The organism is Mesorhizobium sp. M1338 (genome assembly GCF_040318045.1).
In the GTDB taxonomy this organism is placed as follows: domain Bacteria; phylum Pseudomonadota; class Alphaproteobacteria; order Rhizobiales; family Rhizobiaceae; genus Mesorhizobium.
This window is the reverse complement of the sequence record NZ_JAMYLL010000009.1, coordinates 122,705-141,273: the sequence shown is the minus strand read 5'-3', so window position 1 is coordinate 141,273 and position 18,569 is coordinate 122,705. Positions and strand designations below refer to the sequence as shown.

Genomic DNA, 18,569 nt, shown 5'->3' with positions numbered 1-18,569 from the left:
GATGATCGTCAAAGCCCACGAACCCCTGCAGCGCGATCGTTCGACGGCGCTTGGCCTTGCTCCGGCGGGGCCCCGCCCGGAACGCTCGGCGCCGGAAGTCAGCTTCATCATCTGTACGCGCAACCGTGTCGCCGTGCTGGAGGCCTGCATCAAGTCGGTGCAGGCCGCGTGCCGTGAACATGCCGGCTTCGCGGCCGAACTCGTGGTCGTCGACAACGGATCCAGCGACCGCACGGCCGAACGCCTGGCCAGCATCGCCGAACTGTCGGACATTCCATTCACGGCCATTTGCGAGCCGCGCCCGGGATTGGCGGCTGCCCGCAACGCCGGGCTGAGGCGCGCGCGCGGCCATGTGCTGGTCTTCGTCGATGATGATTGCACGGTCCATCGCGACTATTTGCGCGATCTGGAGCGACATTATGCGTCCGGGGAACGATGGCTCATCCGGGGAGGCCGTGTCGAGCTTGGCGATCCCAGGGATTTGCCGTTCACCATCAAGCGGTCGCGGGTGCGCGAGCGGCTGACACCAGATGTTCATCCCGGCGGCTTTGTGGTGGGCTGCAACATGACGATGCACCGCGATGTCGCGGCCCGCATCGGTTATTTCGACGAACGCTTCGGCGCCGGCGGACCATTGCGCTCGGCCGAGGACACCGATTACCTCGTGCGGGCGGTGTTGCTTGGCTTCGCGGTCGAGTATGTCCCGGACATGACGGTGCTCCATCATCACGGCCGACGGGATCGCGGATCCATCGAAAAGCTTCACCGCGACTACAGCCTGGGCAATGGCGGGCTCTGCCTGAAACATGTTCGCCATGCGCCCTGGCTGCTTCGCCATTTCTACTGGGCCGTAAGAGGGGCTTTCCGGGAATTGGCGGGTGGGCCTGCGTTCGATCATGAACTCAACCTGCCGCACTGGCCGATCGTCGTCATGAATTTGCTCGGGGCGGCCAAATTCGCGATTCTCCTGCTGGCGAGAAGGCCGCGGGCCGAGCCGCTGCGGCAAGATCAGCAAGCCAACGCCCAGGCGAGGTGAAACGCTATAATGCCATTGCTACCGCCAAGCCTGCCGATGCTGTTCCGGGCGTTCGGAAAGCGGCAACTGCGCCTGCTTCCGGCCGTGGTGGCTCTCGGTCTGGTCAGCGCCGTCCTCGAAGGGTTCGGCATCGGCCTGATCATCCCGTTGCTGGGCATCATCATGGGACACGGGGATGCGGCGGGAATGGCCGGTTTCTCCGCTGTCCTCCAGCACGTCGGATCGGGCTTGAGCGAGCGCGACCGGCTTGTCGCCATTTCGATAGCCATCCTCGGCTCGATCGTCCTGAAGAACGTTTTCGCCTTCGCCAACACGCTGCTGACGACCTTCATCTCAGGCAAGGCAAGTCATTCGATCCGCGGCGCCTTGTCGGAGCAGCTCTTGCGGGTCGGCTACCCGTTCTTCCTGCGGCAGAGTCCCGGACGGCTGCTCAACATCATCTCCAACGAATCCTGGCGGGCGTCCGATGCGATCCAGATCATGCTGTCGGCCATCGTCAGCGCATCGGCCGCCATCATCCTGCTGGCTTTCCTGCTGCTGCTTTCCTGGCGCATGACGCTTTTGGTCACGCTCGGACTGGCGCTCGTCCAGATCGCGCACGCCATCCTCTCGGCCAATCTCAAAGAGCCCAGCCGCAGCGTCGCTTCGCGCAACAGCCACCTCGCCTCGCAGATGCTCCATCTGGTTCATGCCGGACGCCTGATCCGCATCTTCGGACAGGAGAGCCGGGAGAAGGCGATATTCGATACGGCGTCCGATGCGGTTCGCCGCGCCTCTTTCGCCCTGCTTGTGCGCCAGGGAGCGTTGCCGCCGCTGACGGAGGTTCTCCACGCCATGCTGTTCCTGGCGGTGGTGATCGGCGCCTGGCTGGCGCAAGTGAGTTTTCCGCTGATCATCGCGTTCGTCATACTGCTCTACAGGCTGCAGCCGCATATGCGGGCCCTGCAAGGGTCGTGGAGCCAGTTGCAAGGCCTGAGCGGATCGCTCGAAGAGGTGACATGGATGCTGGATCCCACAGGCAAGCCGCAACCGCCGCGAGGCGACGGGCCGTTCCACGGTCTGCGCCAGGGCATCAAGTTCGATGATGTGACGTTCACCTATTCCGGCACGGACCGGCGTGAAGTGGTGCTGCATTCGGCGACGTTCGAAATCGGCAGCGGCCGCTCGACGGCGCTGATCGGCCGCTCGGGCGCCGGCAAGACGACGATCGTCAATCTGTTGTGCCGCTTCGTGGAACCGGACACCGGCAGGATCCTAATCGATGGATCACCCCTCGACCGGATCGATGCCAGCCAGTGGCGCCGGCACATCGCACTGGCCAGCCAGGAGCTGGAACTGGTCGATGGCACCATTTTTGAAAACATAACCTACGGGCAGGATGCGGCCACGGCCAGCGACGCCGAGGGCGCCGCGAGACTGGCCGAAGCGCATGAATTCATCGAACGGCTGCCTCAGGGTTACGAGACACTGGTTGGCTACAGGGGTGTCAATTTGTCGGCGGGACAGAGGCAGCGGATCGCATTGGCCAGGGCCCTGGTGCGCGATCCCGATCTCCTCATCCTGGACGAAGCCACCAATGCGGTGGACGGACTGTCGGAAGCGGCCATCGTCGAGACCCTGAAGTCGAGAGCCGGCCGCCGCACGACCATCGTCATCAGCCACCATCACAGCACCATCTCGTTCTGCGACGACGTGGTTATCCTCAGCGGCGGCCGGGTGAAGAAGCAGGCGCCTTTCGGCGCCCTGGCATCGCTCACAATGGACGAGCTTTACCAGCACGAGCCGCTCGACTGACAAGGGTCCGGGCCGCGATTGCCCGGCGCCCCATTGGTTTACTCTCCGGGTGAGGTGCCGGCCCGGCGGAGCGGGAGCGAAGCGACGTCGCGGAGACGCTGGAATGACGAATTGAGCTATGTCGTGGCGCGGAGGTTCCTGCGGATGCGCCGCCTGCCCGTTGTACGTGCTTTCTCCGCCATCACTCCGGCGATCTCGACCACGCCGCCGCCCTCGCGCTGTCTACCGCTGGTGGCCTTGTGGAGCCGCTCGTAGGGCAGCAACTCCTTGATCCGGGCATTGAGTGACACGATTTCGGCTTTGAGGTCCTCGCACTCCTGCCTCTGGACGTCGAACTGTATCTGTTCCGATGCCTGTTGCAGCGCAAGCTGCGAAAGATTGGCGTTCACTTTCGAAAGATTCATCCTGTCGTTTTCGTTCTCATGGCTGAGAGCGGACAATCTTTCGTCGGCGATTTTCTTTTCGGCAAGGGTGTCGTTCAATTCACTCTTGAGCCTGGCGATCTCGCTGGCGGCCTCGCTGTTCTCGCTCGAGGCTTGCTCTAGTCGCGACTGCAAATTCTGGATCTCCGAACCCAACCCGCGTATTTCCGCCTGACCGCGAGCCAGCTCGGCTTCCCTGTCGCCTTCCATCATGCGGGCCGCTTCGGTTGTTTCCGACAGCTTCGCCTGTGCGGCCTCAAGCGCCTTCTGGAGCCGCATTTCCTCCTTCTCGCTCTTGCCGAGCGCGGCCAGCAGTTCCGCAAGCCGCGCTGCTTCGCTGGCATGGATCGTCGAGAGCTCGTCGAGCCTGTGGCGCGCCTGGGATTCCCGCTTCAGCGCCTTGTCGAGCTCGATCGACAGGTTGACATGCTTTTCCCGCAGCATCTTGCTCTCGCGCAAGCGCCTGTTGGCCTCGACCGTTCTGCCGGTCAGCCGCTTGGCGATGTCGCCGAACTCCGCCTCGCGTTTTGCGTTCGCATTGGCTGTCTCCACAAGTTCCAGCCTTGTCGCGGCAAGCGCCGCGCGAAGCGCCTCCCTGTCTTGAACCAGGCTTGTCTCGCGCTGTTGCAGCACTTCGAAAGCGCCTTCACGCTCGCGCAGCTTTCTCACCGCGTCGTGCAGCTTTTCCGCCAGCGTTTTTTGTTCAGCGGCCAGGCCGGCATTTGTAAGCTCCAGCTCGTTGGCGCGAAGAATGTCGTTGTGGAGGATGTTGAGGAATTCGCGCGTCAGATGGTGTGAGGTCCCGATCTCCGACAGTCTGTCGTTGATCTCCTCCAGATAATCCCTGGCGTCATGGAAGAGCCCTTCAAAGGCACTCAATGCGGCCAGTCGGGTCTGGGTATGGGGCGTCAGTCGTGGCGCGCTTTCGGAACTGTCCGTATCCGCACTGTCCGCGTTCTTCGCACTATCCCCATTGGCCGCATTGGCCTCGGGTGGCGGGTCGTCGGTACCCGCGGCGGGATCGGGGACATCATCGCTCTTTGGCGAAGCCAGGTCTTCGGCGTCCAGACTTGCATCCAGCGCGTCCGCCAATTCGATCTGCAGGTCCTGATCGGCCAATTCGACCTGCAGGTCCTGAACTGCTTTATCTACCTCTTCAGCACGCTTGATCAGGCCTCTGAAGTTCATGACCGAACTCCCCTTACGCACACCTCGACTGGAAACTTAACGAATTGCTAATATATCCTTACATCCGCCGATTGCGTAGGGGAAGCCCCCCGTTGGCACGAAGTTAATTTGGGACATTTGGGGTGGGGATGCTGCCAGGAGCCCTGCCGCGGCCGCGGAAAAGCCTGCAGCGCCGCGCTAACCCCCACCCCGCTGCTTCGCAGCGACCCTCCCCCCAAGGGGGAGGGTGAAGACGCGCCCTGCTCGCCGGCGGATAGCGCTCTCTTATGGAGATGCGGCATGGAACTGCGCAAAAAACTGGGCTCCCTACCTCCCCCTTGTGGGGAGGTCGGACCGAAGGTCCGGGTGGGGGTGATGGCGCCGCCCCCACCCCGATCCGCGTTGCGGATCGACTTGCCGGGGCGAGCCGCGGGTCTCGCCCGTCCTTCGGACCCCCACAAGGGGGAGGGTAAAAAGTCACCCAGCCATCGCCAGCGGCACGGCGCTCTTGTTGGGTATCTGGATGTCGATTTCCAGCGTCGACATGGTCTCGCCGCGGTCCATCGAGACCTGGAGGTAGTCCTGGTCGATCTGCACGTGCCTGGCGATGACGGCCATGATCTCCTCGCGCAGGATGGAAACGAGATCGGGCTGGCTGCGGTTGCGGCGCTCATAGGCGAGCAGCACTTGCAGCCGCTCGCGCGCCACCGGCGCGCTGGAGCGCCGCTTGAAGATGTCGAGCAGGTTCATGCCGCCCTCCTTCCCAAAAGACGATCGAGGAAGCCCTTGCGTTCGAAGGGCACGATAACAGGCAATTCCTCACCCTCGAGCCGCCTTGCGGCGTCGAGATAGGCGCGGGCAGCGGTGTTCAGCGGTTCCGAAAGCGTCACCGGCGAACCGAGGTTGGAGGCGCGCAGCACATCCTGGCTCTCGGGAATGATGCCGAGCAGCGGCACCGACAGGATTTCCAGCACATCGTCGATCGACAGCATTTCGCCGCGCGCAGCGCGGGCGGCGTCGTAACGCGTGACCAGCACGTGCTTGGCGATATGCTCGCCCTGCTCGGCCTTCATGGTGCGGGCGTCGAGCAGGCCGATGATGCGATCGGAATCGCGCACCGACGACACTTCCGGATTGGTGACGATGACCGCCTCGTCCGCGAAGCGCATGGCGAGCTGCGCGCCGCGCTCGATGCCGGCCGGGCTGTCGCAGAACACGTAGTCGAACACCGAGCGCAGCTTGTCGATGACTTCGCCGACGCCCTCCTCGGTCAGCGCATCCTTGTCGCGCGTCTGCGAGGCCGGCAGCAGGAACAGCGTGTCGACCCGCTTGTCGCGGATCAGCGCCTGCGAAAGCTTCGCCGTGCCCTGGATGACGTTGACGAGGTCGAACACCACGCGCCGCTCGGCGCCCATGATCAAGTCGAGGTTGCGCAGGCCGACGTCGAAATCGACAAGCGCCACCTTCTTGCCGGTCTTGGCGACCGCGGCACCAAGGGCCGCCGTCGAGGTCGTCTTGCCGACGCCCCCCTTGCCCGAGGTGACCACCACTACCTTGCCCATTGAAAAGCCTCCGTTGTTGTTCATTTGTTGTTCTTGCCGGGCGGCCGTGGGCCGCCCCATTATCGAATGTCAGCTCAGCGTCGAAACCCGCAGGCTCTCGCCGTCGAGAAACGCCTGCACCGGCTTGCCGCGCGAAACCCCTTCCATCTCCTCGGCGGTCACGTACCAGCCGTCGACCGCCAGAAGCTCGGCCTCGTTCTTGCGGCAGAAGATGCGCGCGCCCTTGTTGCCTAGCGCGCCCGCCGAAGCGCGCCCGCGCAGCGTGCCGTAGACATGGATCGAGCCCGCCGCGATGATCTCCGACCCGGACGCGACCGAACCCAGCACGATGACATCGCCATGCGGATGCACGATCGCCTGGCCGGAGCGGATCGGCGCCTTGATCATCAGCGTACCCGAAACCTCCTGCGCAACCTGAGGCTCGCTTTCGTCCACCTTGCTTGCGCCAGCCTTGCCGACCTTGTCCTTGTCCGGGCCGGCTTCAGACGCCCTGCCTTCGGCCTTGCCCTCTCCGGAGACATCCTCCCGCGCCTTGCGGCCGGGCAGCAGGCCATCCGTCGTCGCCTCCTTGGCGCCGACCAGCACCGGCGGCAGGTTAGGCTCGAGTGCGGTGTGGCCGTCGAGCTCGATGGCGTAGATGCGGATGCCGCGATGGCCAAGCACGTCGACCAGCGATTCGATCGCGTCGACATCGGGCTTCAAGGCGTTGAGATCAAGCACCACCGGCCGCCCGGAAAAATAGCCGGGCGAGTTGCCGATCCAGTGATCCAGCCCCTCCAGCCAGGCCGCCAAGGGATCTTCAGGAGTCAATGTGAAAGCGACGAACGAGCGGGCACGAAAGCGAATGGATTTGGCCTCGAGGGGGGCGGCAAAGGTCACTGGCTGCGAATCCTTACTGAGAGGTAAACGCTAGCGAGGGAATGGTTAACGAATGGTTAATGAGGGGGGTAGGATGGCTGCGCGAGCAGCGCCCTTTTCACGACTTTCGCGTGCTCTGCAGTGATCTAACTATTTCGCTGCGGCGGTGTATTTTTATAAAACAGGGGAATTCGGAATTTGTGCTTGAACAGCGACTGAAATTTACTGCAAGAACAGATCAATGGCCCTATCTCAAACGCAGATTCAGCCTCCAGCGGATTGGGAGGCATTCGAACGCGCTTCAGTAATCCTCTGGTCTGACATCCTACAGGATGAGGGAATCCATAGGTTCGGACGAGGCGGCCAAAAGCAATATGGATTAGACCTAACAGGATATCGAAACGGCGACGCGGGGCGGCTAGTCGGAATCCAGTGTAAGTGCATCGACCGAAATCGGCCGCTGGACGAGAAAACGCTGCGTGCAGAAGTCCGCAAAGTGTTGGGCAGCGGGTTCGACATTTCGGAGTATTTTGTCACTCATACCGGACCGAATGATGGCCGACTCGACCGCCTTGCCACCACGCTCACGCAGGAACAGGCTAAACTCGGCCGGAACCTAATCATTCGCGTTTGGGGATGGCGAACGCTTGAAGAGCGCATCGCCAACTCGGACCGTGGTATGCGCGCTTTCGACCCGACTGTGAGCCTCTTCGCGGAAGGGACCAGGGATGCTGTAGAAGCCGGCAATCGAGAAATGCGTCAAGGCTTTGAACACCTAAGCATCCACATCGATGCAGTATTGGCCCGGCTGCCGGCTGATCCCTCTGCTACAGATACAGCACTCGAAGCACCGCTTGATCGCGAGATTGATCGATATCGACAGATGATCGATGAAGGCAATCCGCGTAGCGCATTGAAATTATTGGAAGGCCTCTGGGTTGACTTAGAAGAACAAACGGCCGGACGAATTCGGTTTCGAGTCAAAGCCAATATAGGGCATTGCCATGTCCAGCTGGGCGATGAACAAAAGGGCGCAGATGATCTTTTGATTGCCGCTGACTTCTGGCCTGAGAATGAAAAGTCGCTTGCGAACAAGATTCTCGCGCTGTCGCTTAAAGGGCAATTTCCGGAGGCATTTGAACTCGCAAGCTCGTCGCTGAACAAATTTCCTGCCTCTGAATTGATAGGAGCCTACCTGATCCAAGCTTGCAGGGATCGGTCATTGAAGGGCTCACCACTTGATCTGCTGCCGGAAGAACTGCGCTCTACCGAGCAAGTTGCCATCAGCTACATCGACTATCTGAGGTACCGTGAGGACGTGCCGGAATGGTGGGAAGTGGCTCATGCATCTTCGACCCGTTTTCCTGAAAGTCGACAATTAAGACTTAACTCAGCTGATGCCACCGTAGATAGACTAACTAGAAAAGTCCGAGATTGGGTTCGACTGAGCGACGATGAGCGCGCAGAGGCAACTGCCGCGTCCAAAGTACTCGAAGAGCAGTATGAGAGCATTCGACAACATGATGTTCCGGCAAGACGGGACCACCTAGCGTACATAGCCAACTATCTCGTGTCTTTGCACACAATGGGGGCCATGGAGAAGGCCAGAATGGTCATTCTAGAGGCGCTAAGGATTGCGCCCGCCGATCAGAACTTGCTGGCCTTGGGAGCGCAGATTGGCTTCGAGGTAAATGACACCAATCTCCTCGATGTCTCATTCCCAAAGCTAGAGCGATCCGGGAATTCGCTCCTGCTGGCAACTCAGATTGCGGCACGCAGATCCGACTGGGCTTTCCTTCGCAGCGTGACGCCTGCCGAAACCGAGACTCTGCCTGAGACCGAAAGGGATGTCATAGCAGCGCTAATCAAGTGTGCGCACGCAAAGAACGTCGATAGTGCCGCCGCGAGGACAATGGCTACGGACTTAGTGAGGGAAACGGAAAGCAATCCGAGAGCCAGTATCGTTGCCGCGGGCTTAGCACGAGATCTCGACGCAGAGGGCTTGGAAAACCAAGCATTCCAGAACGCCATCAGTGTGGCAAACGACAGCGCCGATTTCTCTTCTCGAGCGATGGTTGCGCACTACGCCATGGGGAAGGAACTCTACGGTATCGTTATCAGAATGCTCGACGGCCGCGTCGACTTAAGCCAAGACAACTCTGAACTTTGGATGTTGGCTAACGCACATGCCTATGCAATTCCGTCGCGTGCAAGCGGAGGCAAGTTCTTCGAGTCGTTAGAACCTTCACTCAGGAATGGAAAGCGGCACCTATGCCTTGAAGGAATATATCACTACCACAGCGGAGACTTGGATGAAGCAGAGACACGCTTTCGCTCCTTCTTGGATCTAAAACCCAAGGATTGCCGCGCGTTGATACTGCTAGCACAAACTATTGGGCGGAAAACAGGCAGCTACCATTCACTATCTGACCTTATAGCATCTATATCAACGGAAGCACTTGAAGGCTCCCCCCTCGACAAAATGCGCGTTGCGCAGATAATACTTAGGATGGGCAGACCTACCGAGGCGATAAAATTCGGATACAGGGCGTTAAAAGAAGGGCGCGACGATCCGTCGACTAATCTTCACTACGCAGGTTTAATTCTTATTGCAGAGTCAGCTGAAGTATTGAACTCTCCGGACAGGGTAGGTGATGGTAACTGGGTGGAGATAACCGGTCCCGACCAGCAAGTTAACTCATTTCTGATTGAAGAAGGCCCAGATCGACCGATAGAGCGAATTTATGGGCTCTCTCATCGCTATGCGCAGCAGACATTAGGGAAAGCTGTCGGCGACGAGATAACCGTTAGTCACCCCGCAGGAGACCAAGTATGGCGGGTCTCCCAGATCAAAAGCCGCTACCTTCATGTGTTTCACGATATCACCGCGCAATTCAACGAGCGTTTCCCGGATCACCCTGGGTTTTGGACGATCACGGCTCGTGACGGTGACGTGTCCCAATTTCTGGACGTGACGCGCAAGCACGGAGAGCATCGCGATCGAACGCTCGAAGCCTACAAAAAGGGGTTGCTTCCCGTACAGTTGATGGCTGAGGCGGGGGGTGGGAGCGTCATCGCATTCATGGAAACGGTAAGAGCAACCGGCGGCGAGATTAAATGTTGCAGAGGTACATCACCGGAGCGGGAGAGCGCCCTTCGCTGGATTGCTGAAAGCGAGTCCCGCGGCGTAGTGCTCGACACCCTCACTTTTTGGACCGCCGTTGATATTAACGCTATTGACGTTCTCAAATCTGTCTTTGGGGAATTGGTGATTGCAAGAACCTCAGTCGATGACATAGGAGAACTGAAAGAAGATTATTTACCAGATACTGGGCGAAAAACTGGGTCGGCGACTTTCTACAAGGGAGAATTCTACCTAATTGAGAATACGCCGGAGACTATTGAACAACGGCGGAGCCTATTGGAAGAACGCGAAACTGTAATCCGGAATGAAATGCGGGTCGCAGCGGTACGCCTCCCTTCAAATTTGCCAGCGGCGATTGAAGAGCGCCTAGCGCAACTAGGAATCGATCTTGTTGGAAGCGCGGCGGTTGCAGCTGAAAATGGGATGATCCTTTTGTCGGACGACCTAGCTTACCGTACATTGGCATACGAGTATTTCAAGACTCCAACAGCATGGTTGCAGCCGGTCTTCATGTATGCCCAGCGACGAGGATTGATTGATATGGGTAGATATTCGGAACTCTCTGCCAAATTGGCAGAGCGACGGCACGGATTTGTATCGGTTGAGCCGTTTTCGTTAGAAGCCTTGCTGCCGGTGGCGGGTACTATTTCAGGTACGCTATACGAAAAACTAGCTGCTTATCTCGGAACCAAAGATGCCGATTTTGAATCTCACATTGGTGTTTCGGCACAGTTCCTTAAGTCAATTTGGAGTCGTTCCAAAATCGACCTGCCGGAGACATCTGCAACTGGCTTGCTGCTGGAAAATCTTACCAGGTTTCGCAATCAGGATTCGAACGGAATACTCGCTCGACTTATGAGCGAGGTTGGTAGATCTCGGTTTAACGAATACGTGGCCCGCTGGAAGAGAGGTCATTTTTTCGCACTACACGAAACCCCGGCTTAAGGCCAAGTCGGTTTCCTGACCTAATTGCCGCGACATAGCCTCAGGCACATACAATTCTGTAAGCTTGATGCGGCAGGCTGAGTGCACGTCCCTCAATGCCGCTTGAAATACTGCACCTCCCGCTCATGATTCTCGGCCGCCTCGCGCGTATCAAACGTCCCCAAATTCCGCCTTTTCCCGGTCTTCTCGTCCTTCTGGCGTGAATTCAGCCGGCATTATCCGCCTTTCAGTTTCCGGATCATCTTGCTCTCCCCGATCGGGATTTCCGCTTGCCCTTGAGGCTGCGCGCGGCCTGCTCCACGTCCGCGCCGCCCAGCCTGTCGACCAGCGCCTGCGCCTCATCGCCCAATATGCCGGTGCGCATCGCCAACACCTCGACCTCCAGCACGTCGGAACTCGCCACCCGGCGATCCCGGCGGCGCAACTTCAGCGCCTCCGCCCTCGCGCGCCCCACCGAAGGGCCGGCCTGTCGCGATTTGAGCAGCAATGGCACGACAGGAAACCTGTCTGCCACAAAATTGTCATGTCCCGTCCAAGTTGTGGACACGTCCTTTTCAAAGGCGCACTCTTGGGTTGCGAAACGCATGCTAGAGTTTCGCCCAACACTGCTTGAGGTGCGTCGGTGATTGTCTGACCTATCCGGATACTTCCGGCTGGGCATGGTTTTTATTGTGTCGCCTATCCGTGATCAGGCTACGGCCTATCGCACGTTGCAGCCTGTTCCGGATCAACTGGGAGGTAAACAACATGCATGGCATTCAACGCAGGGAACTTCTTGTCGGGGGAAGCGCGGCTCTTGTCGCAATCGCTGCTCTTTCGCGTCGCGCCTACGCTTTTCCAGCACAGGCGGGCGAGGAAGTCGTTCCGTGGCTGGATCAGCCGACCGAAAACCCCAATCCGGAAGGTATCAAGACGCAGCTTGTCTGGGAGGATCTGGATAGCTGGATAACGCCAAACGACAAGTTCTTCAGCATCTCGCATTTCAATCGACCGACGATCGACGAGAAGACATGGTCCATGGAGATCGAGGGCCTGGTCAAGAAGCCCCTGAAGCTGTCGCTCGCCGACATCAAGGCGCGGCCGCGCAAGGAGGTGGTTTTCACGGTGGAATGCTCGGGCAATCACGGGTTTCCCTTTTTCACCGGCGGCATCGGCAATGCCCGCTGGGCAGGGACGCCGCTGGCGCCGATCCTCGAGGAAGCCGGCGTTCTGGAGAAGGGCATCGAGGTCGTCTTTTTCGGTACCGACGAAAGCGAGATCCCGATACGCGACGTGAAGATGAAGCAGAATTTCGCTCGCAGCATGTCGCTCGCCGACGCGATGAGCCCCGACAATCTTCTCTGCTATGAAATGAACGGCGCCGCCTTGCCGGCGCCCAACGGTTCCCCGCTGCGGCTCATTGCTCCGGGCTGGTACGGGATCGCCAACGTCAAATGGCTGAAGCGCATCGAGGTTCGCGACACAAGGTTCATGAACCTTCTGATGGCCCGCGACTATGTCACCATCCGCGAGGAAGACCACAATGGCGAGACCGTGTGGGCCGAGACCTCGGTGGGCCGGGCGCTTCTAAAGTCGGCACCCGCGAAGGTCACCCGGAAAGGCTCGGACTACGCCATCATCGGCGCGGCCTGGGGGGCACCGATCGACCGGGTCGAGGTGCAAATCGATCAAGCGCCCTGGGAGCCAGCGACCATCGACCACAGCGAGGAGGCCGAACACGCCTGGAAAATCTGGTCCCTGCCTTGGGCAAACCCGTCGCCGGGAGAACACACGGTGACCTCGCGCGCGGTCAGCACCACGGGACAGGTTCAACCGGCAATGGACGATCCCTTGATTGCCAAGAAGCACACATACTGGGAGAGCAATGGCCAGGTGACGCGGCGCGTCAAGATCGTTTGAGAAACACTGAAGCCAAAGAGTGGGGAAACCTGCAAGAGGCCAGCGAAGTGGCGAAAATTGTCATGCCGACGCCGCGCGGCATGACAATTTGGTCAGCGGTGCATCGTGCGCTCCAGCCTCACGCCGCGAGTTGGACCTCGCGGGGCTGGGTGCGGCTGTTCGGTACGTGAAGATCTCGCGCGGATGATTGAATGGGCACCCCTCAATGCCGCTTGAAATACTGCACCTCCTTCTCATGCTTCTCCGCAGCCTCCCGCGTATCGAACGTGCCGAGGTTCCGCCGCTTGCCGGTCTTTTCGTCCTTCTTGCGTGAATAGAGGCGGTATTTTCCGTCTTTCAGTTTTCGGATCATTTCGCTTGTCCCTCATCAGGGCTCCGCCGCCTTTTGGTCTTGAGGGTGCGCGCGGCTTGTTCGACGGCGGCGCGGTCGTGGCCCAGCCGGTCGATCAGCGCCTGCGCCTCGTCGCCCGATATGCCGGTGCGCACCGCCAGCGCCTCGACCTCCAGCACGTCGGTGCTGGCGATCTCGCCGGTTTGCGCATCGCCCGCCTTCAGCGGCAGCGCGGCCTCCCTGTCGATCTCCGCCTCGGCCTGATGCCAGTGCCGCTCGGGGTCGCCATGCATCCTGCCTTCTCGTTCCCAGATCTGGTATGCGCGCTCACGAATCCTGTCGTTCCGGTCGTCGTCCATGTCTAGGGTCCTCCTTGGGTCAGGGATAAACGCCGCGCCAACCCGAACGATCCAAAAAATTCGTGACGGGATCGCGCCATGCTCTGCGGCGCGCGGGCTCGCCACGCTATTGGCATTGCCGTCTCGGTCCGCCGGAGTATGGTTGGTAGCTGTTGTCTTCCGGGCGGTAGGAACGGTAGCGGCTGAAGCAATAGTCGACATGGTCGGCGGAAAGCTCGGCGCCGCCGTCGTCGGCTGCGTAGACGCCCAACCCGGCGCCGGCGCCATAGCCGGAGGCGGGCTGGGCGGCGCGGTCGGCGACGTCGAGATAAGGCGAGATGCAGGGGCGCTGCTGCCCGCTATAGGACAGGTAGCTGTTGTCGTCCGGCCGGTAGGAACGATAGCGGCTGGCGCACCAGGCGAGATGCGGAGGCGGCAGTTCCGCCGCGCCGGGCGCGATGGCGCCGGTGACGGTGGGGTCAGATGCCGTTTCCCGGGGCTTGGCGGCGATATCGGGGGACGCGGACTGCTCGGCCGGCAAGCGCTCGAGGCTCTGCGCCGCCTTGTTCACCGGCCGCGCTTTTTTGGTCCACAGCTCCGCCACGCTGACGGTGGCAGATGCCTGGCGCGGCGGCTTCGCGGCAAGCAGCCAGACGGCGAATCCCAGTCCGCTAGCGAAGATCGCAAGGGTCAGCACGAAGCCGCAGACCAGTCCCAACACCGCCCTCACGACACACTCCTTAAGCTGCTGCTTATAGAATGCGGGACCTCAAGGCTGGTTCCAGAAAAACGCTAGGGCGACGCCCGCGCCCCACGGACATGATCACGCAGCGGCTGACCGCAACGCCGGCGTTCTTCCCGCAACGCTGGAGATTGGCAAAATCGCCGATAGCAGTACCCTCTCTCCGTCACTATACACGGGGAGAGGATGCCGGCAGGCAGGTGAGGGGCAGCGCAGACGCTGGCCATTATGAACGGTCGCTATGACGCAGTAGGATTATCCGGTGGAAAGCTTCCTGGCGTCACGAGCCGGCAGTCGGAAACTTCGAAGCCTCCTGCGCGCCAACGATCTCCGTATACTCCCTCACCGCCCCATCCAGCCCGCGCAGCCGCCAGCCCTCCCCGTCCCGTCCCTCGACATAGCAAGGCCCGATCGGCACCTTGCCGCCACCTTCCGGCAGGTCGAGCACATAGACTGGGTTGCAGATGCCCGACAGCCGCGCCCGCAGCGCGCTGGCCAGCGCCTGGCCCTGCGCGATCGTCGTGCGCCGGTGCGCCATGCCACGCGCAAGGTCGCCGTGGTGCAGATAGTAGGGCTTGACGCCGAGGCGATACATCAGCTCGCGGCAGAGCTCCTCCAGCACCTCGACCGTATCGTTGACGCCCTTGAGCAGAACGCTCTGGTTGAGTAGCACGAAGCCCGCCTGGCGCATCGTCCGGCAAGCTGTCTCGGTCGCGGGCGTGATCTCCCGAGGATGGTTGAAATGGGTGACGATTGTGACCATGAGCCGGCCCTGCAAAGCCGCGACCAGCCCCGGCGTGATGCGCGAGGGCAGCGCCACCGGCACGCGCGTGTGGAGGCGCAGCAGCCGCACATGCGGGATCGCCTCGATGCGCGCGAAGATTTCGGCCAGCGCCTTATCGGGCAGCGACAGCGGATCGCCGCCGGTCAGGATCACCTCGCGGATTTCGGAGTGATCGGCGATATAGGCCAACGCCGGCTCCAGCGCCTCGCGCGTATAGCCGCGGCCGATCGAGGTCAGCGATTCCTTGCGAAAGCAGAACCGGCAATAGACCGCGCATTGATAGGTTGGGAACAACAGCACCCGGTCGGCATGGCGATGCGTCAGCCGCGGCACCGGGCTGAATTCATGGTCGGCGATCGGATCGTCGAGTTCACCCTCCTGTTCGACAAGTTCGTCCGGCGACGGGATGACCTGCGCCCGGATCGGATCGGCCGGGTCGTTCCAGTCGATCAGGTCGAGATAGGCTTTGGGAACGCGCACCTTGTGGTTCGCCGCCGCGGCTTGGGCCGCCGCGCGCTCGGAGGGCGACAGCGGCAGGGAGGCGAGATCGCGCACATGGCGGACGCCGGCGCGGATTTCGGCCTGCCAGGTGGTGTCCGGGGCGGGCGCGTCGTGGAGGTTGGTGTCTGAAGGCATCGGGGTTTCTCGGGTGGTATGCTTGGAGCGGACCTATCGGGCGGATGGCTGGTGAGGTCAACCATTGACGATTGGCGAAAGCCGAGGCGCGAGCGTCCCTCGCCCCGTTTACGGGGAGAGGATGCCGGCAGGCAGGTGAGAGGCAGCGCCGACGTGGGGAAATGAGAATGATTTCACCTAGAGCCACGCCGTCCTTCGACAACGCAGGACAGGACTAATCGCCAAATTGTCGACCTCCGCCACAATTTCGGGCAAGCTCCCACACGACAGCGCCGCATGGGGAGATGCGGCGCTCGACGAGGTCGAGGACCCCTGAGGTTGCGACCATCCTTGCTCTTGGCGACCCCTTGCCGGCCGGCGACATCGATTTCCGCGCCGCCTGAAGAGGTCTTCCCTGTCTGCAGCCCGGAGCTGCTGCAAGGCGAACATCCGTTGCGCCTGCCCGGGGATCTCAGGCATCACAAACTGATCCATGACGCCTTTCGCATCGACTGGGCGACATGGCTGCAACATGCCGGCGTCGGCGACGTCGACCCCAAGCGCGGCGTGCGCTTCGATTCCGCCACCTTCGCCGTCGAGGCCGCGGTGCATGGCGAAGGCGTGCTGCTCGGCCGAAGCGCGCTGGTCTCGGCCGATCTGGCGGCGGGGCGGCTGGTGCGTCCCTTCGACCTCGCGCTGAAATCCGCCTCGCGCTACTACGTCGTCTACCGCGACGGCTCGCTGCGCCAGAAGAAGATCAGGGCGTTCCGCGACTGGCTGTTCGCCGAAGTGGGGACCGATTGGATTGGGGCGACGAAAGACGGCTGAGGCAGCTAGGGGTCGTTTGTGAAATGACCCCTCTCCAAGGTCTGATCCGCAGCTATTCCTTTGCGCGAAAAACTTCCGGCACGACAAACACTTCGTCGGCCCGGCCATAGCCGCCGTCCGCGACTTCCTCCACCAGCACCATCGTGTAAGGACGTACGCCCTCGCCGAAAAAGTCGACGAACATGGCGGTCGTGCGATGGATGAGGTCTTCCTTCTGCGCCTTGGAAAGCGCGGCCTGCGGTATCTTGATGTTGGCGAATGGCATGGTGGTTTCCTTGCTGTGTGAGGTGGGTTTCAGGCTTTGGGATGGAGCAATTCGCCGAAGCCGCTGAAGCGCCGGTGATCAAGATTGTCTTTCCTCAGATCACGCCGCCATTGGCGCGGATGATTTGTCCGTTGACCCAGCCGCTGTCCGGCCCGGCCAGGAATGAAACCAACCCGGCAATATCGTCGGGCTGGCCGAGCCGGCCGAGCGGGATCATCTTGCCGATGGCCTCGATCTGCGCCTCGCTCTTGCCGTCCGTGAACAGTGCCGTCTCGATCGGTCCGGGCGCCACCGCGTTGACGGTGACACGGCGCGCGCCAAGCTCCTTGGCCAGGATGTGGGTCATTGCCTCGACGCCTGCCTTGGTGGCGGCGTAGACGCCGTAGCCCGGCTGGTAGAGACCGACGACGCTGCTGGAAAAATTGACGATGCGGCCGCCGTCGCGAAGCCGGCGCGCGCCTTCCCGCATGCCACGGAACACGCCGCCGAGATTGATCGCGACCTGCGTGTCGAACGAGGCGTCATCGGTCTGCGCGATCGGCGACGTCTTCATGACGCCGGCATTGTTGACGAGGATGTCGATGCCGCCGAACGCCTTCTCGCCAGCGTCGAACAGCGCCGCTATGCCGGCCGGATCGGCGATATCGGCCTGTACGGCGATCGCCTTGCCGCCGCCGGCTTCGATGGCGCGCACAAGCTCCTCGGCCTCCGCGCGTCCCCGTGCATAGTTGACGACGACGGCAACGCCGTCGCGGGCGAGCCGCTGCGCGATCGCGGCACCGATGCCCTTGGAGGCGCCGGTCACGATCGCCGTTCTGGTTTGATCATTTGTCATGGAAGTGTCTCCGCTTGATCACACGGATATAGGCCAAGCCACTTTCCGGATAATCAGCCGCCTGTTGACATCACTATTCGGAAACTGCGAACAAAGGCCATGGATCGGCTGGACACGATGCGGCTCTTCGTCCGCGTTCTGGAGCGGCGCAGCTTCACCGCTGCCGCGGCCGATCTCGGCCTGTCGCGTTCAACCGCGACGGAAGCGATCCGGCGGCTGGAAGAGCATCTCGGCGCCCGCCTCCTGGAACGCACGACCAGGCAGGTGAACGCGACGCAGGACGGCGAGGCCTACTATCGGCGCTGCCTGTCGATCCTGGCCGAGATCGAGGATGCCGAGGCCGCCTTCCGCAACGCCGAGCCCTTTGGCCTGCTGCGCATCGACGCCAGCACGTTGCTCACCCGCACGTTCCTGTTGCCGCGCCTGCCGGAATTCCTTGCCCGGTATGTCAGGATCGACCTGCAGATCGGCCAGAGCGACCGGCTGGTCGATCTCGTGCGCGAGGGGGTGGACTGCGTGATACGCGTCGGCGAGCCGCCCGACAGCGGCATGATCATGCGCCGCCTGGCTGTCATCCGCGAGATCACCTGCGCCAGCCCCGCCTATCTCGAGCGCCACGGCACGCCCGCCTCCCCCGATACGCTCGACGGTCACCAGGCGGTGGGCTTCGTCTCGTCGCGCACCGGCGAGACCCTTCCGTTCGAGTTCACCGTCGGCGGCAAGACCCGCGAGGTCCGGCTGCCGGGCCGCGTGACGGCCAACAATTCCGACACCGCCGCCGATCTGGCCCGGCTTGGGCTCGGCCTCATCCAGGCGCCGCGCTATCGCTTCGAGAAGGACCTTGCCGATGGGAGGCTGGTCGAGGTGCTGGCCGACTACCCGCCCTCACCCACGCCGCTGTCGGCGCTTTACCCGCAAAACAGACAGCTCTCGCCACGCCTGCGCGTCTTCCTCGATTGGGCGTCGCGGATCTTCGCCGAGGCGGATCTTTAGGGTAAAGATC

At 61.4% G+C, this 18,569-nt stretch carries 16 protein-coding genes and 1 pseudogene; 6 read left to right on the top strand and 11 right to left on the bottom strand.

What is annotated here, in order from left to right; translation table 11 throughout:
* The first annotated feature begins 1 nt into the window (after position 1).
* Both NKH19_RS12075 and NKH19_RS12070 read left to right on the top strand, forming a co-directional pair.
* Positions 2-1,036, top strand: a complete 1,035-nt coding sequence (locus NKH19_RS12075; RefSeq protein ID WP_352872514.1) for a glycosyltransferase family 2 protein — start codon at positions 2-4, stop codon at positions 1,034-1,036.
* A 9-nt stretch (positions 1,037-1,045) separates the two neighbouring features.
* Positions 1,046-2,830, top strand: coding sequence for an ABC transporter ATP-binding protein (locus tag NKH19_RS12070; RefSeq protein WP_352872515.1), 1,785 nt, complete (start codon positions 1,046-1,048; stop codon positions 2,828-2,830).
* Between the two features lie 116 nt (positions 2,831-2,946).
* On the opposite strand, the gene NKH19_RS12065 is transcribed toward NKH19_RS12070, so the two are convergent.
* From NKH19_RS12065 to minC, 4 genes are all read right to left on the bottom strand, one after another.
* Entirely contained in the window at positions 2,947-4,440 is a 1,494-nt protein-coding gene (locus tag NKH19_RS12065) for a coiled-coil domain-containing protein (protein ID WP_352872516.1), read from the bottom strand.
* Positions 4,441-4,896: 456 nt separating this feature from the next.
* Positions 4,897-5,169, bottom strand: a complete 273-nt coding sequence (gene minE / locus NKH19_RS12060; RefSeq protein WP_352872795.1) for a cell division topological specificity factor MinE — start codon at positions 5,167-5,169, stop codon at positions 4,897-4,899.
* Positions 5,166-5,981, bottom strand: coding sequence for a septum site-determining protein MinD (gene minD / locus NKH19_RS12055; protein ID WP_352872825.1), 816 nt, complete (start codon positions 5,979-5,981; stop codon positions 5,166-5,168). The genes minE and minD overlap by 4 nt, the downstream gene beginning before the upstream one ends.
* 69 nt (positions 5,982-6,050) lie before the next feature.
* Positions 6,051-6,860 carry a septum site-determining protein MinC gene (gene minC / locus NKH19_RS12050; RefSeq protein ID WP_352872796.1) on the bottom strand — a complete coding sequence of 270 codons (810 nt, stop codon included), beginning with the start codon at positions 6,858-6,860 and terminating at the stop codon, positions 6,051-6,053.
* 220 nt (positions 6,861-7,080) lie between these two features.
* Between minC and NKH19_RS12045 the strand changes: the two genes are divergently transcribed.
* The gene (locus NKH19_RS12045) at positions 7,081-10,929 is read left to right on the top strand and encodes a tetratricopeptide repeat protein (RefSeq protein WP_352872797.1); all 3,849 of its coding nucleotides are present in this window, start codon (positions 7,081-7,083) and stop codon (positions 10,927-10,929) included.
* A gap of 238 nt (positions 10,930-11,167) precedes the next feature.
* Here the strand turns inward: NKH19_RS12045 and NKH19_RS12040 are convergent, their stop codons facing one another.
* Positions 11,168-11,443 carry a hypothetical protein gene (locus NKH19_RS12040; RefSeq protein WP_352872798.1) on the bottom strand — a complete coding sequence of 92 codons (276 nt, stop codon included), beginning with the start codon at positions 11,441-11,443 and terminating at the stop codon, positions 11,168-11,170.
* 233 nt (positions 11,444-11,676) lie between these two features.
* On the opposite strand from NKH19_RS12040, the gene NKH19_RS12035 reads away from it, so the two are divergent.
* Positions 11,677-12,828, top strand: coding sequence for a sulfite oxidase (locus NKH19_RS12035; protein ID WP_352872799.1), 1,152 nt, complete (start codon positions 11,677-11,679; stop codon positions 12,826-12,828).
* Between the two features lie 202 nt (positions 12,829-13,030).
* On the opposite strand, the gene NKH19_RS12030 is transcribed toward NKH19_RS12035, so the two are convergent.
* From NKH19_RS12030 to NKH19_RS12015, 4 genes are all read right to left on the bottom strand, one after another.
* Positions 13,031-13,180 carry a hypothetical protein gene (locus NKH19_RS12030; RefSeq protein WP_010910556.1) on the bottom strand — a complete coding sequence of 50 codons (150 nt, stop codon included), beginning with the start codon at positions 13,178-13,180 and terminating at the stop codon, positions 13,031-13,033.
* The gene (locus NKH19_RS12025; protein WP_352872800.1) at positions 13,177-13,518 is read right to left on the bottom strand and encodes a DUF2934 domain-containing protein; all 342 of its coding nucleotides are present in this window, start codon (positions 13,516-13,518) and stop codon (positions 13,177-13,179) included. Before NKH19_RS12025 ends, NKH19_RS12030 begins: the two co-directional genes overlap by 4 nt.
* A 106-nt stretch (positions 13,519-13,624) precedes the next feature.
* Positions 13,625-14,227: a BA14K family protein gene (locus NKH19_RS12020; protein WP_352872801.1), complete on the bottom strand. Its 603-nt coding sequence runs from the start codon at positions 14,225-14,227 to the stop codon at positions 13,625-13,627.
* A 292-nt stretch (positions 14,228-14,519) separates the two neighbouring features.
* Positions 14,520-15,659 (bottom strand): KamA family radical SAM protein, encoded by a 1,140-nt coding sequence (locus NKH19_RS12015; protein ID WP_352872802.1) that lies wholly within the window; start codon positions 15,657-15,659, stop codon positions 14,520-14,522.
* A gap of 381 nt (positions 15,660-16,040) precedes the next feature.
* On the opposite strand from NKH19_RS12015, the pseudogene NKH19_RS12010 reads away from it, so the two are divergent.
* Positions 16,041-16,466 (top strand): annotated as a pseudogene (locus NKH19_RS12010) (LysR substrate-binding domain-containing protein); the annotation flags it as partial.
* 52 nt (positions 16,467-16,518) lie between these two features.
* On the opposite strand, the gene NKH19_RS12005 reads toward NKH19_RS12010, so the two are convergent.
* Both NKH19_RS12005 and NKH19_RS12000 read right to left on the bottom strand, forming a co-directional pair.
* Positions 16,519-16,731 carry a tautomerase family protein gene (locus NKH19_RS12005; RefSeq protein WP_352872803.1) on the bottom strand — a complete coding sequence of 71 codons (213 nt, stop codon included), beginning with the start codon at positions 16,729-16,731 and terminating at the stop codon, positions 16,519-16,521.
* A 94-nt stretch (positions 16,732-16,825) separates the two neighbouring features.
* Entirely contained in the window at positions 16,826-17,566 is a 741-nt protein-coding gene (locus tag NKH19_RS12000) for an SDR family oxidoreductase (protein WP_352872804.1), read from the bottom strand.
* Positions 17,567-17,665: 99 nt separating this feature from the next.
* On the opposite strand from NKH19_RS12000, the gene NKH19_RS11995 reads away from it, so the two are divergent.
* The gene (locus NKH19_RS11995; RefSeq protein ID WP_352872805.1) at positions 17,666-18,559 is read left to right on the top strand and encodes a LysR family transcriptional regulator; all 894 of its coding nucleotides are present in this window, start codon (positions 17,666-17,668) and stop codon (positions 18,557-18,559) included.
* Positions 18,560-18,569: the final 10 nt, after the last annotated feature.

Excerpts from the sequence above, each read along its gene's own strand:
- NKH19_RS12000 (WP_352872804.1), bottom strand. The coding sequence starts at position 17,566 with ATGACAAATGATCAAACCAGAACGGCGATCGTGACCGGCGCCTCCAAG.
- minE (WP_352872795.1), bottom strand. The coding sequence starts at position 5,169 with ATGAACCTGCTCGACATCTTCAAGCGGCGCTCCAGCGCGCCGGTGGCG.
- NKH19_RS12075 (WP_352872514.1), top strand. The coding sequence starts at position 2 with ATGATCGTCAAAGCCCACGAACCCCTGCAGCGCGATCGTTCGACGGCG.
- NKH19_RS12070 (WP_352872515.1), top strand. The coding sequence starts at position 1,046 with ATGCCATTGCTACCGCCAAGCCTGCCGATGCTGTTCCGGGCGTTCGGA.
- NKH19_RS12035 (WP_352872799.1), top strand. The coding sequence starts at position 11,677 with ATGCATGGCATTCAACGCAGGGAACTTCTTGTCGGGGGAAGCGCGGCT.
- NKH19_RS12045 (WP_352872797.1), top strand. The coding sequence starts at position 7,081 with ATGGCCCTATCTCAAACGCAGATTCAGCCTCCAGCGGATTGGGAGGCA.
- NKH19_RS12005 (WP_352872803.1), bottom strand. The coding sequence starts at position 16,731 with ATGCCATTCGCCAACATCAAGATACCGCAGGCCGCGCTTTCCAAGGCG.
- NKH19_RS12025 (WP_352872800.1), bottom strand. The coding sequence starts at position 13,518 with ATGGACGACGACCGGAACGACAGGATTCGTGAGCGCGCATACCAGATC.
- NKH19_RS12065 (WP_352872516.1), bottom strand. The coding sequence starts at position 4,440 with ATGAACTTCAGAGGCCTGATCAAGCGTGCTGAAGAGGTAGATAAAGCA.
- NKH19_RS11995 (WP_352872805.1), top strand. The coding sequence starts at position 17,666 with ATGGATCGGCTGGACACGATGCGGCTCTTCGTCCGCGTTCTGGAGCGG.
- NKH19_RS12030 (WP_010910556.1), bottom strand. The coding sequence starts at position 13,180 with ATGATCCGAAAACTGAAAGACGGAAAATACCGCCTCTATTCACGCAAG.
- NKH19_RS12015 (WP_352872802.1), bottom strand. The coding sequence starts at position 15,659 with ATGCCTTCAGACACCAACCTCCACGACGCGCCCGCCCCGGACACCACC.
- minD (WP_352872825.1), bottom strand. The coding sequence starts at position 5,981 with ATGGGCAAGGTAGTGGTGGTCACCTCGGGCAAGGGGGGCGTCGGCAAG.